This is a genomic window from Pseudomonas vranovensis (assembly GCF_040438935.1).
Classification (GTDB): domain Bacteria; phylum Pseudomonadota; class Gammaproteobacteria; order Pseudomonadales; family Pseudomonadaceae; genus Aquipseudomonas; species Aquipseudomonas vranovensis.
The window spans coordinates 4,929,883-4,945,008 of record NZ_CP159259.1; the positions used below are offsets into that span (position 1 = coordinate 4,929,883).

A 15,126-nucleotide genomic window follows, 5' to 3' on the forward strand; every position below is an offset into this window, starting at 1 on the left:
AACGTCATACGCTCAGGTTTAATCGTCGCGCCCCCTGACCTCAGCCTGCTCCCTTTTGAGCTCTACTTTCTGAGTCGAGAGCAGTCTATCTAGAGCGACTGCTTTCGGCTGAAGCGTGCCAGCTAATGAGCGCTTTATGAAAGGCTTCCTGGGGTCAATCTCAAAAAGTGTATTGCGTAGCGATACACAATACACTACCTTGTCTGAAAGGTAGATCTCTCTTTCTCAGTGCTCGAAGGATTCAGCGATGGCATCCATTACAGATGTTCTTCATCCAGGCTTGCGGATTAAGGCAGAAGTCATTCCGGCTGGGATGTCAGTGACCAAGGCTGCTTCACAAATGGGCGTAGGACGCCCCGCATTGTCAAACCTGCTCAATGGCAAGGCTGCCTTGTCGGCTGAAATGGCAGCTCGGCTAGAGAAAGCGTTTAAGTACCCGCTCAGGGACTTAATGGAAATGCAGTCGCAGTACGAGGCGGCGCAAGCCAGCAGGAAAACGGCACCTGCTAGTGCGAAGACGTATGTACCACCATTCTTAGCGATTAAAGCTAATGCCCTCGAAGACTGGGTTACGCATAACATCCAAGCGCGATCTCGCCTGGCAGTGTTCCTGCGTACCTTGGTTCACTCGACAGGAATTGGGCTCACAAAAGTGGACTTCCCAGGTAATGACGATGCTGAACGTCCTGGTTGGGACGGTTTCGTTGAGGCCGGCGAGGGCACACCTTGGATCCCGGAAGGTTGTTCTGGTTGGGAATTTGGCACCAACGATGACCCCCGTGCGAAAGCGAATGGCGACTTTGATAAGAGCGTGAAAGCTCTCAGCAAGGCAGACTGCGCGGAGATGACCTTCATTTTTGTCACGCCTCGACGTTGGGCCGGAAAAGGAGCCTGGGTCGATTCTAAGCAGGCTTTGAAGCTATGGAAGGACGTCCGTGCGTATGATGCGAGCGATATTGAGCAGTGGCTAGAGCAGTCGCTGCCTGGTCAGGCATGGTTCGCTAATGAAACAAATATTCCTGCTCAAGAGGTTCGTTCGCTCGACAAATGCTGGACCGACTGGGCAGAAGTCTCGACTCCACCACTGGTAGGCAGCCTATTTGAGTCAGCGATTGAATCCGCCAAACGAGCCGTAGCTTCGTACCTATCGAGCCCGCCTGATAAGCCTCTCGTGATCGCAGCTGATTCGACTGAAGAGGCGCTTGCGTTCCTTGCCCAGTTGCTCAGTGATCAAGGAAGTGGCGAATTAGCTTCATATCGTGACCGAGTTTTGGTCTTCGACAAGCCTGGCGTTCTACCTCGCTTAGCCTCGGCCAAGCAGGCCTTTATCCCCGCCGTATATTCACGTGAAGTCGAGCGAGAGCTTGCTCCGTACGCAAAATCCTTACACTCGTTCGTGATTTACCCTCGCAACGCCGTAATAACGGCCCCAGGTGTGGTACTCGAGCCGGCCAGTTACCAGGCTTTCAATGCAGCGCTTGAAGGTATGGGTAAGAGTCGGGATGAAATGACCCGGCTTGCAAAGGCCTCCGGCCGCTCTCTAACTGTTCTACGGCGGCGGCTTTCGTCTGTTCAGGCGGTACAGTTGCCAGAGTGGGTTGCAGATCCACAAACGGCAACGAAGCTTGTTCCATTTCTACTTGTTGGAGCGTGGGATAGTCGGAATGATGCCGATAAAGTGGGGCTGTCGCTTCTCGCAGGAGATCGACCTTATGACGAGCTTGAGAAGGATTGTCAGATCTTAGCCAAGTTTAACGATGCGCCGGTCTGGTCGATCGGGACTGCCAGAGGGGTGATTTCAAAGCTTGACTTACTTTTCGCCGTTGCTCACGGGGTGACGGAGGCTGACTTAGTTCGTTACTTCGATGTGGCGCGTATGGTGCTAGGCGAAGATGATCCGGCGCTCGATTTTGATGAGGAGCAGCGCTGGACGGCGCAGCATCATGGCAAGGTGCGTGAGTTTTCCAGCACTTTCCGAGAAGGAATCTCGGAAACGTTGGTATTACTCGCAGTGCACGGCGAGGAGGTATTCAATGGGCGCTTTGGTTTTGATATTGAAATTGAAGTAATACGAGTCATTCGCGACTTGCTACGCCTTCCTTTAACTACGCGAGTTCTAGAGGCGAACGACCGTGACCTGCCTACATATGCAGAGGCGGCGCCTGACGAGTTCCTCTCGATTATAGAACGAGACCTACGTTCCGACAGCCCAGCAGTATTTGGGCTTCTGCGGCCAGTGAGCCCCGGAGTATTCGGCGCTAGCCCAAGTCGCACCGGGTTACTGTGGGCGCTCGAGGGGCTTTCCTGGAATCCCGCGACACTGACACGTGCCGCATCCATCCTTGCACGGCTCGCGCAGATCGAGATCAAGGACAACTGGATCAACAAGCCGGCGCATTCTCTCGGCGCAATTTTTAGTGCATGGATGCCTCAGACCGCGGCGAATCTTCAGCAACGTGTGAATCTGCTGAAGCAGCTAGCCACGAAATTCCCCGATGTTGTTTGGAGGATTTGCATGGCGGAGCTCGAAACCCAGCAACGCATCGGTGACTACAGTCACAAGCCTCGCTGGCGTGCCGATGGCTATGGGTATGGTGAGCCCCTCCCTACGTGGCAACCAATTCGAGAGTTCATGAGCGAGGTGGTTGAGCTCGCTTTGAATTGGCCTGAGTTCTCGCTGGAAATGCTCTGTGACCTAGTCAATCGATTGCAAGAATTGAGTGATGACGACCAGGCCCGTGTATGGGCGTTGGTCGAAAGCTGGGCGAAAACGCAAGCTAGTGATGCTGACAAGGCGGTCATGCGCGAGAAGATTCGAGTATCGACACTGTCTCGACGTGCTGCTCTGCGTGCGAAAAAGAGTGGCGGTGCGGCAGCTCTGGCCACAGCAGGAAAGTCCGCCTATGACGCTCTAGAGCCTAGCGATCTAGTGAACAAGCATATGTGGCTATTCAACAATGCTCGGGTGGAGGAGTCTGCTGATGAGCTCGAGGATATTCATAGCTCCAATTACCTTGAGCGCGAAGAGCGAATCAATCGGCTGAGGGGAGAAGCGTTGCGCGAAGTTTTTGCTCATCGCGGCCTCTCCGGGATTTTGGAGCTGTCCGAACGGGGGAATGCACCATGGATTATTGGTTCTCTTGCTGCCAGAGTCGTCTTGTCCGAGTCAGAGCTTCTGGAACTGCTACGCATTGCGCTTGAAGCAGACCACTCCGGCGGGGATGGGGCCCGCTCCCACAAGAGTCTTATCAGTGGTGCGATTCGAGCTCTAATAGATGACGACCAACGTAACGGAATATTGTCGAGCGCCGCTACAGGCCTGTCCGAAGAGGCTGTGGTGGGGTTGTTTCTACTTGCACCGTTTGGCAAAAGTACTTGGAGCCTGGTGGATACCCTGAGTGGGCATGTCCAGTCACAGTACTGGAATGAAGTATCGCCAGATTGGGTGAGCGACTCGGAGTCTGAGCGAAACGAGGCTGTCGAGCGCTTGCTGAAGGCAAGTAGGCCAAGGGCGGCATTTTCGTGTATTCGCTATGAGTTATCCAAAGTCGACCCAAGGGTAGTTTTTCGGTTGATGTCGGAGATGGCTCAAGGCGGAAGAGATTTGCCTGGCCAGTACATGCTCGAACCATACTATGTCGAGGAAGCGTTCAAGCAATTGAGTAAATGTACTAGCCTGTCGCTCGAGCAGAAGGCGGGCTTGGAGTTCGCCTATATCGAAGTTTTGGGGCAGCCTTGGGCGAGGCGAGAAAGCTCGAACATACCGTATCTTGAGCAGTACATAGAGATGCATCCTGATCTGTATGTTCAAGCTATTTGTTGGATGTACAAACGCAAGGATGGCGCAGCCGACCCTGCGGCTTACCAAGTTCCGCTAGATCGCATAAGTGATATGGCCAAGCGGGGATACAGGCTGCTGGAAGCGTTAGGTCGCCTTCCAGGACAGGATGTTTGCGGTGATGTTGATCAGTTGCGCCTTGCGAAGTGGGTCGAAGCCGTTCGCCAGTCATGTAACGAGCTGAGTCGTGCAGACGTTGCGGATATCTGTATCGGCAAGCTTCTATCGCGCGCACCGGAGGGCAAGGATGGGGTATGGCCTTGTGAGTCGGTGCGCGCGGTGATGGAGGATATTCAGTCCGAACCCCTGATGGAAGGGGCGCACACGGGAATTTACAACTCGCGAGGTGTGCACGTGCGGGGTGACGGTGGTCAGCAAGAGCGCGAGCTAGCTGAAAAGTATCGGGATTGGGGGCAGGCGCTACAGTTCTCTTACCCGTTTGTTGCTTCGAAGCTGCTGATGGCAATTGCCAAAACGTACACTCATGAAGCAACGCGGGAGGACACCGAAGCGGGCATCCGTCGTCGATTGCATCCATGAAATTTAGCTGTTGTTAGCTTTGATGGGGTCTCTTCCATTGAATAGTACCTGCTTTCTTAGGGCCTACGAAGCCTCCTACCCCGGTACGATAGACATCCCCGGCCTACACGTTCAAGCCTGAAACGTGGAGGGCGGAGATCAATAGATTTTTACAATAGATATCCTTGTTGACATTATTAAAATTTTTGATATTCTCCTTGTCAACAGCGCCAAGACCCCTCCCGACCCAGAGTCGGTGAAGTCTTGGCCTTTTTTTTGACTAAAATAAAAGTCGCTATGGACCAGCCAACAAAGGTTGTTAAACCGTTTCTTGAGTATGATCAACTGGTTAAGAAGCTTGCTGAGCGCGGTATGCTCCTTCATAACCCTCTTAGAGCACAGAGAAAGCTGACCCAGGTTGGGTATTACAGACTTTCCGGCTATTGGTCCCCTGCTTTAAAATACCAATTCATCGCACCGGGTGAGTACGAAAAGCTTAACGAGTTCAAGGTTAATACAAGCTTTGAGTCTATTTTTGAATTGTATCTTTTCGACAAAAAACTAAGGTTGGAGCTGATGTGCGCGATTGAGCGCATCGAAGTATACCTGCGAACCATCATGGCTCATGAGCTTGGCCGTAATAATCCGCTAGCTTATCTCGATAAAAAGAATTTTTCAAAATTTGCTCTAATTCCTGATGATGGCCAAAAGTTTTCAGAGTTTGAGCAGTGGCAGAGAAAGCATGAAATTCTTTTGCAGGAGAGCCGTGAAGAAAGTATAAAATCACACATTGACGCTAAAAAACCTATTCCAATTTGGGTGGCGTGCGAGGCATGGAATTTCGGCACAGTTTCAAAGTTATACAGCATGCTAAATGGTGCAAATCAGAAGCTTATTTGCGATAGGCTAGGTATTGATAATAGACAAGTTATTGATAACTGGCTAATCAATATCAATGGTATTCGAAACAGATGTGCTCACCACAGTCGCGTATGTAACCGCCCAAATATCCGTACTCTTATGCTTCCAAAATTAGGTTTCTTTAATACCCTAAAGTTAGGTCAAGTTGAGCTCAATAAACTGTACGGCTTCATCTGTGTGTTATGGTTCCTTGTCTCCAGAATCGGACAGAGCTCAAACTGGATTTGTAGAGTTGCGGACCTTATCGATAAAAAACCTGAGGTTAACGGACTTGCTTTTAAGTCGATGGGATTTGGGGAGGAAGGATTTCCAAGAAAGCTTTTTCCGCAGACAGTCAAAAAGGTTACCCCACAGCCTGAACCTCCGGCAATTAAGCCCCCGCTTCAAGAATTATTTGAGAAGGTGGACTCGCTTTCAGATCAGGATCTTTCAAAAGGTCCGTTCGACGTAACAGATCAGCACATCGAGAAGCTGATTACGTTGGCAATGAAACTCGAAGATATGAAAAAGCAAAGCGTCCGTTCGAATGCTTCACCGAAGCCGGCGTAATCTGGACCGACGGTACCGAAACTCGGGTGGATGCGGTGATCTGGTGCACTGGCTTCAAACCAGCCCTTAACCATTTGGCCAAGCTAGATGTCTTGAACAAAGACGGCCGGGTGGACGTTCAAAGTACGCATTCGTTGCTCGAGCCGAGATTATGGCTAGTGGGCTATGGAGAATGGACGGGGTCGGCATCGGCAACGCTGATCGGCGTCACGCGCACTGTCCGAGCTACTGCTGAGGAAATTGAGTCTGCGCTAATGTCGCAGCGCTAGACCTCTGCGATCTCTAGGCATGGGTCGCGCGGCGGCGCTTCGCGACTACTCCTTGAGATGCATGAGGCTTTTACAACCACAAAGTGCTTCCCGGCGCGGATGATCGCTCCTGGCCCTTTGCAGCCAATCGTGCCAGTGAGGAGTACGATTACCATTGGCGACAGCGCTCGCTATCGAGGCATACCTCCATGAGCCAGTTAGAGAGCACGATTGTTGAATGCGAAGCCCCTAAAGATAGTTGCGGAGAAGCTAATAGTAGTTATCCCTCCTGTGGTGCTCGCGGAACTCGGGCTTGGTGTCGTTGAGCGGCTTAGCCATGAGGTGCTCGGTAGAAAGATTGCGTTGAAGCCAGATTGCGATACCAACCCAACGATCTGAGTTCCCTCCCGGTCGAGATGTTTCACGCCTCTTTCTGGGATTCAACTGCGGGAGCTGCGCCAATGACTGACCTTCAAATTATCGAGCTTTGTGTCCCGTTTTCTAGTAAATGCTGGAGTAGAGGCCACCGCTGCTTCATGGGGAGGCGCGAGCAGATTTTGAAATGTGCTGAGCAAGCGCTTGGAAATCGCGATCTTGCGGAAAGGTGGCTCATAAAGCCATCAGCTGGACTTGATCATCGCTCGCCTTGCAGCCTGTTAGCAGATCATCTGGGCTACGGTCATGTCAGGGACAACTTAGTACGTCTCGACTACGGTGTGTACCAATGACAGTCAGGGATTCCCCTTCACCGATGGGGCCACAGGCTCTCCATTGGCCAGCACCGGAATCCTTGGCGGTGGAAAATCGACCGTTTTTTGAGAAAGCTGCTTTCCCTTTCGCTTTTGCGGCGTGAAATTGCAACACCGGTAGCGCTTCGGTCGGTCAAGCCCGTCATTGCTCGGCCCCACCCCTGCTGTGACAGTTTTTATTGTCCAAAACCAGGTGATCTTAGAGAATTAAAACTGTCGCAGGTGGGGCACGAATTTCGCGGTCTGCAGCATCGTTGAGAGAAAACGCAAAACTGTCGCGATCGCCCAAAAGGCCGGTTCGGACAGACGCGCTAGAGAATTAAAACTGTCGCAGCCAGAAACGACTCGGCTTTCACGTACGTTTACCTGCACCGGCAGCTGGTCAGTCTCCGGGTGAAAGAGTTAGCGACGAGGGATGATGTAGGCAACAAGTGGAGCAGAGACACCAGCGCCATCACACAGCAATTAAAAGCTGTCATCCAGGTGATTCCCCTTAGGGTGGGCAATTCTTGAGCCATTATTATCACCAATGGCGAAAAAGGTTAGGAGGAATCGCCATGAGAAATCAGCTTTTTTCTCCGAATAGATGTTGCCGAGCAAGATCTCCTGGTTCAAAGGCCTTGTCGGCCTCATTTCGTTCACTCTAGGACATCCATGTACTCCCGAGCCCAAGCGGTGAAGTCGGCCGGCAAGGTGTACTTGGTTACCAGATCTGAAGTATCTAGACCTTTATCCGGGCAAGAACTGCGCTGTTTGCGAAAGCTATCATAGGTCGCCTTTACCGCCGCGAAGTAAGCCGCGTGACCATCCACCATGATGCGTACCCCCAGCTCAGCCAAGCGTTTTTCATCACGCAATGCAGCGTTGCCATAGGTGACGAGCATAAGTGGCACGTGGAGGCTCTGGGCGATTGCTTCCAAGTGCTCGAAGTCTTTCACCCCAACTAGGCAAATGCCGTCTACGCCCGCACGTTGGTAGGTGCGGGTTCGCTCGATGACCTCTACCAGTGGTTGCACCCCAGCGTGGGTACGGGCAATGATCGCCAGCGCACTGTCTTCGCGCGCTTGCAAAGCAGCACTAAGCTTGCCCATTCCTTCATCAATGCTGATCAAGTCGAAGGACTTGCGACCGAACTGGGCAGGCAGCAGCGTATCTTCAAGCGTGAGGGCAGCGACGCCTGCACGCTCCAGCTCCATTACTGTGCGCATCACATTAAGCGCGTTGCCATAGCCGTGATCGGCGTCAGCGATCATCGGCAGACGTGCAACGCGACCGATACGAGTCGCCTGCTCAATAAATTCACTCAGAGTGATGAGAGCAATATCCGGAGCACCAAGCACTTGCAGGGAAACAACGGAACCTCCGAGGATACCGACTTCGAAGCCGAGATCAGCGGCAATGCGCGCCGAGAGAGGATCAAACACTGAGGCGGTGCTAAAGGTGGCATTGCGGGCAAGCAGGGCACGGAAATCGTTGCGTAGCTCGTGATGAGAGGCTTTTCGCATGGCAATCTCTGAATCGTTATTGTCGGGAAGACGTTTGACAGGACATGCAGCGAGGAGGTGAAGCGCCGACGTGTGCACGCCTTGAACAAACGGCCACGGCATGAATGCCGTGGCCGGACAGCCAGGTCACTTGATGAAACGAACCTGAGCGTTGATTTTCTCGATGACCGAGCCCTTACGCTCATTGAATCGCAGCTTGTTCTGTTCGAACAGGTTATTGCCCTTGGTATCGATGGAAATAATCAACGGGCCGAACTCCCGCACGCGGTTAACCCAAAGGGTTTCCGGCATACCAAGATCTTGCCACTCGGCGCGCTCGATCTCTTCGACCTTGGTCGCAGCCAACACCGCACAACCTCCAGGGAACACCGCGTGCACCGCCTTGTTTTCGAGGCAGCCCGTGGTAGTTTCCGGCCCCATGCCGCCCTTGCCGACGATCAGCTTAACGCCAGTTTGTTCGATGAATTCCTTTTCGAACTTTTCCATACGCATGCTGGTGGTAGGACCAATGGAGACCATCTCGAAGCTGCCATCGTCTTTTTTGCGAACGATAGGTCCGGCATGGAAGATCGCCCCGCCGCGCAGGTCTACTGGCAGCTCGCGCTTTAGTTCGATCAGGCGACGGTGGGCCACGTCTCGGCAAGTTACCAACTGACCAGTTAGGTAAACCACGTCACCGACATTGAGCTCTGCAAGATCTTCATCCTTGATTGGGGTGCTGAGGATCTTTTTCACAGAACGACTCCTTCGTGGGACAAAATATCGTAAGACAGATCGGCGTTGATGCGTATTTTGCCGCGGCGGTGTGCCCAGCAACCGGTTGAAACAGCAACTCCAATTGTGGAGGGGTGACGCGCTGACGATTCGATGTTAACGCCCATCACGCTGCTGTTACCGGTGAGGCCTTGCGGGCCGATGCCGATTTCGTTGAGACCGTCTTCGAGCAGACGCTCCATCAAAGCTGCACTTTCGTTCGGGTGACTGGAGTCCACCGGGCGCAGAATCGCTCGTTTGGACAGGCGCGCTGCGGTTTCTACCGAGGTCGACACGCCGACACCGACCAGCAGCGGCGGGCAAGCGTTGACGCCACGCGAGGTGATTACGTCAAAGACAAACTCGGTCACACCTTCGTAGCCCTGGCCCGGCATTAGCACCTTGGCCGAGCCTGGCAGAGTGCAACCACCACCGGCCATGTACACGTCAACAATTGCATAGTCCGCGTTGGGGATGATTTCCCAGTCCAGCCACGGGATCTTCGAACCGGTATTGGTACCGGTGTTTTTTTCGACGAAGGTCTCTACCGCGTTATGGCGCAGAGGGCCCTTGATGGTGGCCTCCTTGGTGGCGTTCTCCAGAATGCCTTCCAACTCGCTGAGCAACGGGAAGCTCGCGCCCGCCGAGATGAAGTACTGGATCACGCCGGTATCCTGGCAGCTTGGGCGGTCGAGCTTGTCGGCGTAGTCCTGGTTCTCGGCCATCGAGTCATAAACGGCGATGGCCAACGGATTGGTTTCCGCTGCGCGCAATTGCGCGGTTTTCTTCTTCACGTCGGTAGGCAGGCGTTTGCCGATGTAGGCGGTGAACTTCGCCATCGTGTCGGTAAGCGATAAAACAGCTGATTCTTTATCCACGTTATTCTCCTTACAACATCACAAGGCTATATGCAGGTGCTGACGACGGGGCAGTCAGGCGCCAGCAACTGGCGTTTTCACGGTTTGGTTCAGCGTTACAGTTTGTTGTGGCGGGGCTTGTTCAGGCAGAGGATGGCCGTCAAGCACACGATCCATTTGTTGTTGGTCGAGGGCACCCACCCACTTGGCAATGGCCATGGTGCCGACCGCGTTGCCGATGGTGTTGGTGATGGCGCGGGCTTCGGACATGAAGCGGTCTACACCAAGCAACAGCACCATGCCGGCAACCGGTATGTTGTCCATCGTGGCCAACGTGGCTGCCAGGGTGATGAAGCCGGAGCCGGTCACGCCTGCCGAGCCTTTGGAGGTCAGCAACAACACACCCAGCACGATCAACTGATCCATCAGCGATAGCGGGGTATTAGTGGCCTGAGCGATGAAGATGGCCGCCATGGTGTAGTAGATGCATTGGCCATCAGGGTTGAAGGTCAGGCCAGACGGAATAACCAGACCTACGACCGGCTTGGACACGCCGACCTTTTCCAGCTTGGTCATCAGTTGCGGTACTACCGACTCCGAGGAACTGGTCCCCAGCACCGTAAAAAGCTCCTCCTTGAGGTACTTGAGGAACTTCCACAAGCTGAAGCCGGACAGGCGTGCGATGAAGCCCAGAACGATCACCACGAACATGAAGCAGGTGAGGTACATGGTCGCCACCAGTTTGCCGAGAGACACGATCGAGCCCAGACCGTATTTGCCAACGGTGAAGGCCATAGCGCCGCAGGCAGCCAGCGGTGCAACGCGCATGATCATGCCGACAATGTGGAACATGCCGTGGGAAAACGACTCCAGCACATCGACCATGGGTTTTCCACGCGGCCCCAAATGTGCCAAAGCGATACCGAACAAAGTGGAGAACAGTAGGATCGGTAGGATCTGATTCTTAGCAAATGCCTCGGTCACGCTGGACGGTATGATCTGCATCAGAAAGTCAGTGAAGCCCCCGCCGGCCTCTGCAGCGGCGGTATAAGTGGCGATGCTCGCAGTGTCCAGAGCTGCGACATCAACGTTCATGCCGGCGCCGGGCTTGACAAAATTGACCACCAGCAACCCAAGCACCAGCGCGAATGTGGACAGCACCTCGAAGTAGATCAGTGCCCGCGCACCTACACGGCCAAGCTCCTTCATGTTCTCCATCTTGGCGATGCCAAGTACAACGGTGGCGAAGATGATGGGGGCGAACACCATCTTGATCAGCTTGATGAACGCATCGCCCAGCGGCTTGAGATCGACGCCGATTTCAGGCCAGAAGACGCCAAGGCAGATGCCGACAGCAACGCCGATGAGTACTTGGACGTACAGCTTTCCTATGAGTCGCTTGACCATAGCCTTCTCCGCTTTATTTTTATGAGTCGGATTGATTTGGCTACTGCGCTGACTGAACCCATGGATGTGGCAAAACCCATCGGGTAGAAAAAAGCACAGATTATTTTTGTGGTTAATCACGGACGCAAAGATAATCGACTTTTTAAACGATGGTAATACAATGAAATTCACTTCATTATTAACCTGAAGCTAACTATGAACCCTGTCTCCGAGCTGTCTTTTTTCACGCAACTGGTGAGGGTAGGCAGCCTGGCTGCGACCGCTCGAGAAATGAATCTGACGCCGCCTGCCGTGTCCAAGCGGTTGGCGCAGATGGAACAGCGCCTCGGCGTTCGCCTGCTCAATCGCACGACCCGCAGCATCAGTCTCACTGCAGAGGGCGAGACTTACCTGGTCAACGCACAGCGCATCCTGGGTGAGATCGAGGAAATGGAACGGCAGGTGTCCAGCAGCCGTGCGGAACCCAAAGGTCTGTTGCGGGTTAACGCCCCGCTCGGCTTCGGCCGTACCCACGTCGGGCCGGCGATTTCTTCCTTTGTCCAGCGACATCCGGAAGTCGAGGTACAGTTGCAACTGAGCGACCGCCCAATCAACCTGCCGGATGATGCAATTGATGTCGCAATTCGCTTCGGGGAATTACCGGACTCGCGTCTGGTTGCGCGTAAGATTGCTGTGAACCGTCGCCTCTTGTGCGCTGCTCCCGATTATCTGAGTGCGTTCGGCTGCCCACAAACACCCAAGGAGCTCGTGCAGCACAATTGCATTGTCCTGCGCCAGAACGATGCAGCCTTCGGGAATTGGCGATTGAGCAAGGGCAAGCAAGTCGAAACCGTCAAAGTACGCGGTGGCCTGAGTACCAACGATGGGGAGGTTGCACTGAATTGGGCATTGGACGGCCATGGCATCCTCATGCGAGCCGAGTGGAACTTGGCCGAACATCTGCGTACCGGCAGGCTGGTCGAGGTGCTAGCGGAATACCAGACACCCTCAGCAGACATCTACGCGGTATATCTGGAACGGCTCAATCTGTCCGCCAAGGTGTCGTTCTTCATCGAGCACTTGCGTGATTTCTTTCGACGTCATGCGGATGGACGCGGTGATACGTTGGCGACGTGGCGTTAAACCGTTCCTTTACCAGTGCACAACATATTCAAAAAGGTTCTCGACCGCCCCAGAGGGCGTTCAATCATGTGACAAACCAGCAGAAGGCAAGTCCGAGGGATTCACAGCTTCAATTTGATGATTGGAAACGTTTGTACCAGTATAAAAATGCCGGTCATTAAAGTCGGCATGTGAGGCTTGGAGGTGTCTACGAAACTAGGGGCGATTCAATACTTTGGACCTGGCCAGCAGGCTTAGAAGCCAATCTCGACGAGAGAGGGGGAGCGATGCCAATGGCCATAAGTAGAAATCCACAGCCAAAAGCAATCAGTCGGATGAGTGTCTGCTCTTGGCTGTGGACTCGACCGGTTTCTGCCTACCTCAAGCAGTTGAAACCGACACCGGCACAACGTGAGGCCTACAGCGATACACGGTATCGCCGTCCACGATTTATAATGTAAAGACATGGACGAGTTCACGGCCCTGGCAACTATGCCGGTAACGTTGGTCAACGATTACCGGTCCTTGGCTTGTCGGTTGATCAGCATTATTTTCCCGGCAGCATTGGCCACGATTGCGCCTCGTTGATTGACGCAGATGCCCTGCAGTACGGCTATACCGCCATTGACCTTTGGCTTCGGGAGCTTTTGTTCTACAGACCAGGTAACAGTCAGTGTGTCACCTGCGAATACGGGTGCAACAAAGTTGCAGTTATGCTCTAGGTACGCCACGGCAGTCCCGTAGAAATACATGCCGATAGACGCTGACATGAACGCACCCGTCATGGGGCCATGCAGAATTCGCTTGCCAAAGCGGCTATTGGCGCAGAACACCTCATCACTGTGCAGTGGGTTGAAATCTCCAAACAAACCACACGCCTGGCTGATGTGGGCGTTTTCAATGGTCAACGTCTGCCCGAAACTGTCACCGGTTTGCAGCTCGTTGAATGCTTTTCCAATGAAGTTCATGCGACCTCCTCCTCACGGGAGCGCAGGGCGCCACGAATGATCTTGCCCGTGGCCGTCATCGGCAGGGTTGGCAGAAACTCGATTTCCCGCGGGTACTCATGGGCGGCCAGGTACTTGCGTACATGCTGCTGCAACTCTGCAATCAGGCTGAAACTGGCGCTAAATCCATCACTGAGCACCACGCACGCCTTGACGATTTCGGTGCGTGTGGAGTCTTTTTTGCCGATGACGGCGGCCAGCTTCACCGCCGGGTGCTTGAGCAGGCAGTCTTCGATGGGCGTTGGCCCGATGCGATAGCCAGCGCTGGTGATTACATCATCGTTGCGGCCTTGGAAGTAGACGTATCCGTCGGCATCCATGTAGCCGCGGTCACCGCTGATCAGCCAGTTGCCTATGTATTTTTCCGCGGTGGCGACAGGGTTGTTCCAGTAGCCGAGCATCTGGTTACGGTTGGGCGTTATGATCGCGATATGGCCGAGCGTACCCGGTGCGACGACATCCCCTTGGTCGTCTACGATGGCGACGTTGAAACCGGGTACGGCCTTGCCGATGGCGCCTGGGCGATAGACACCACTGGCGGCGGCGGAGGAAAGCACCAGGTTGCACTCGGTTTGCCCGTAAAACTCATTGATTTGCACATTAAAGCTGCGCTTGCCCCAGGCAAGCAACTCTTCGCCCAGGGATTCACCGCCGCTAGCGATCGAACGCAAGTTCAGGTTCCAACGGGTTTGCGGACCAGCCACTTGGCGTAGGAGTTTCAACGCGGTAGGCGGGAAAAACACATTGCGTATGGCCAGTTCTTCCAGCAGGGCGAAAGCCTGTTCCGCCTGGAATTTTTCCGCACGATGGGCCACCACCGCGACCCCCAAGTACCAACTGGGCAACAACACATCCAACAGGCCGCCGATCCAGGCCCAGTCAGCGGGCGTCCACATGATATCGCCGGGCTGGGGGAAGCCGTCGTGGGACATCCGCACCCCTGGCACATGCCCTAGCAAAACTCCGTGTGAGTGCAGGGCGCCCTTGGGATGGCCGGTGGTACCGGAGGTGTAGATGATCAGCGCGGGAAATTCGACAGTGCTGCGAAAAGTGCTGAATTCGCTGGATTCACCGGCCATGCAGGCTCGCAGGTCAAGCATGCGCGGGTCGCTGCTGTCAGTGCCTGAAGCGGTGCTCAGGCACAGGGTCAGTGCTGGCAGGCGCTGCCAAATCTGCTGGAGTTTGTCGGTGCCGGTGCGGTCGGTGATCAGTGCGCTCATGGCGCAGTCTCGAGCACGGTGCTCGATGGCATCGAGACCGAAAAGACCGAACAAAGGCACGGCAATCGCACCGATTTTATACAGGGCGATATGCGCGATGCCTGCTTCCAGGGATTGCGCCAGCATGATGCCCACCCGGTCGCCGGGTTTGACCCCGTGCCGCGTCAGAGCGTTAGCCAATTGGTTGGCTTGCGCCTGCAGGTCTTTGAAACTGTAGCGGCCGATGCTGCCGTCGGTATTTTTCTGGATCAGGGCGATGCGCTGGGGATCGATCAAAGCCCAACGATCACAGATGGCATCGGCAATGTTGAAGAACGCTCCGGGCTGCGGGTTTTCTTGTTTTTGGGGAAAGTACACGGGTTATCTCCAGGACATGAGCATGGACGAGTGCAATGCACATAGCCTGGAGCTTCAAGCAGATAAATTCTTCACTGGCGGCCACGATAACTTGA

General features: G+C 54.1%; 10 protein-coding genes and 1 pseudogene. 5 read left to right on the forward strand and 6 right to left on the reverse strand.

Annotated elements, in window-relative coordinates; translation table 11 throughout:
- Nucleotides 1–247 precede the first annotated feature (247 nt).
- From ABVN19_RS22785 to ABVN19_RS22800, 4 genes and pseudogenes are all read left to right on the forward strand, one after another.
- Nucleotides 248–4,378, forward strand: a complete 4,131-nt coding sequence (locus tag ABVN19_RS22785) for a HigA family addiction module antitoxin (protein ID WP_105641107.1) — start codon at nucleotides 248–250, stop codon at nucleotides 4,376–4,378.
- A 276-nt stretch (nucleotides 4,379–4,654) separates the two neighbouring features.
- Nucleotides 4,655–5,827, forward strand: coding sequence for an Abi family protein (locus ABVN19_RS22790; RefSeq protein WP_105641106.1), 1,173 nt, complete (start codon nucleotides 4,655–4,657; stop codon nucleotides 5,825–5,827).
- Nucleotides 5,785–6,096 (forward strand): annotated as a pseudogene (locus ABVN19_RS22795) (pyridine nucleotide-disulfide oxidoreductase); the annotation flags it as partial. The gene ABVN19_RS22790 and the pseudogene ABVN19_RS22795, both read left to right, overlap by 43 nt.
- Nucleotides 6,097–6,611: 515 nt before the next feature.
- Nucleotides 6,612–6,803, forward strand: a complete 192-nt coding sequence (locus ABVN19_RS22800) for an antitoxin Xre/MbcA/ParS toxin-binding domain-containing protein (RefSeq protein WP_353632819.1) — start codon at nucleotides 6,612–6,614, stop codon at nucleotides 6,801–6,803.
- Nucleotides 6,804–7,462: 659 nt separating this feature from the next.
- Here the strand turns inward: ABVN19_RS22800 and ABVN19_RS22805 are convergent.
- The 4 genes from ABVN19_RS22805 to ABVN19_RS22820 all read right to left on the reverse strand — a co-directional run bounded on the left by ABVN19_RS22805 (nucleotide 7,463) and on the right by ABVN19_RS22820 (nucleotide 11,346).
- Nucleotides 7,463–8,329 (reverse strand): isocitrate lyase/phosphoenolpyruvate mutase family protein, encoded by an 867-nt coding sequence (locus tag ABVN19_RS22805; protein WP_105641104.1) that lies wholly within the window; start codon nucleotides 8,327–8,329, stop codon nucleotides 7,463–7,465.
- Between the two features lie 126 nt (nucleotides 8,330–8,455).
- The gene (gene ttdB, locus ABVN19_RS22810) at nucleotides 8,456–9,064 is read right to left on the reverse strand and encodes a L(+)-tartrate dehydratase subunit beta (RefSeq protein WP_105641103.1); all 609 of its coding nucleotides are present in this window, start codon (nucleotides 9,062–9,064) and stop codon (nucleotides 8,456–8,458) included.
- Nucleotides 9,061–9,960 (reverse strand): L(+)-tartrate dehydratase subunit alpha, encoded by a 900-nt coding sequence (ttdA, locus tag ABVN19_RS22815; RefSeq protein WP_105641102.1) that lies wholly within the window; start codon nucleotides 9,958–9,960, stop codon nucleotides 9,061–9,063. Before ttdA ends, ttdB begins: the two co-directional genes overlap by 4 nt.
- Before the next feature lie 54 nt (nucleotides 9,961–10,014).
- The gene (locus ABVN19_RS22820) at nucleotides 10,015–11,346 is read right to left on the reverse strand and encodes a dicarboxylate/amino acid:cation symporter (RefSeq protein ID WP_105641101.1); all 1,332 of its coding nucleotides are present in this window, start codon (nucleotides 11,344–11,346) and stop codon (nucleotides 10,015–10,017) included.
- A 195-nt stretch (nucleotides 11,347–11,541) separates the two neighbouring features.
- Between ABVN19_RS22820 and ABVN19_RS22825 the strand changes: the two genes are divergently transcribed.
- Entirely contained in the window at nucleotides 11,542–12,468 is a 927-nt protein-coding gene (locus tag ABVN19_RS22825) for a LysR substrate-binding domain-containing protein (protein ID WP_105641100.1), read from the forward strand.
- A gap of 494 nt (nucleotides 12,469–12,962) precedes the next feature.
- Here ABVN19_RS22825 and ABVN19_RS22830 read toward each other — a convergent pair whose 3' ends face one another.
- Both ABVN19_RS22830 and ABVN19_RS22835 read right to left on the reverse strand, forming a co-directional pair.
- Entirely contained in the window at nucleotides 12,963–13,415 is a 453-nt protein-coding gene (locus ABVN19_RS22830; RefSeq protein ID WP_105641099.1) for a MaoC family dehydratase, read from the reverse strand.
- Complete coding sequence (locus ABVN19_RS22835; RefSeq protein ID WP_105641098.1) at nucleotides 13,412–15,031, reverse strand: AMP-binding protein; 1,620 nt, start codon at nucleotides 15,029–15,031, stop codon at nucleotides 13,412–13,414. Before ABVN19_RS22835 ends, ABVN19_RS22830 begins: the two co-directional genes overlap by 4 nt.
- Nucleotides 15,032–15,126 lie beyond the last annotated feature (95 nt).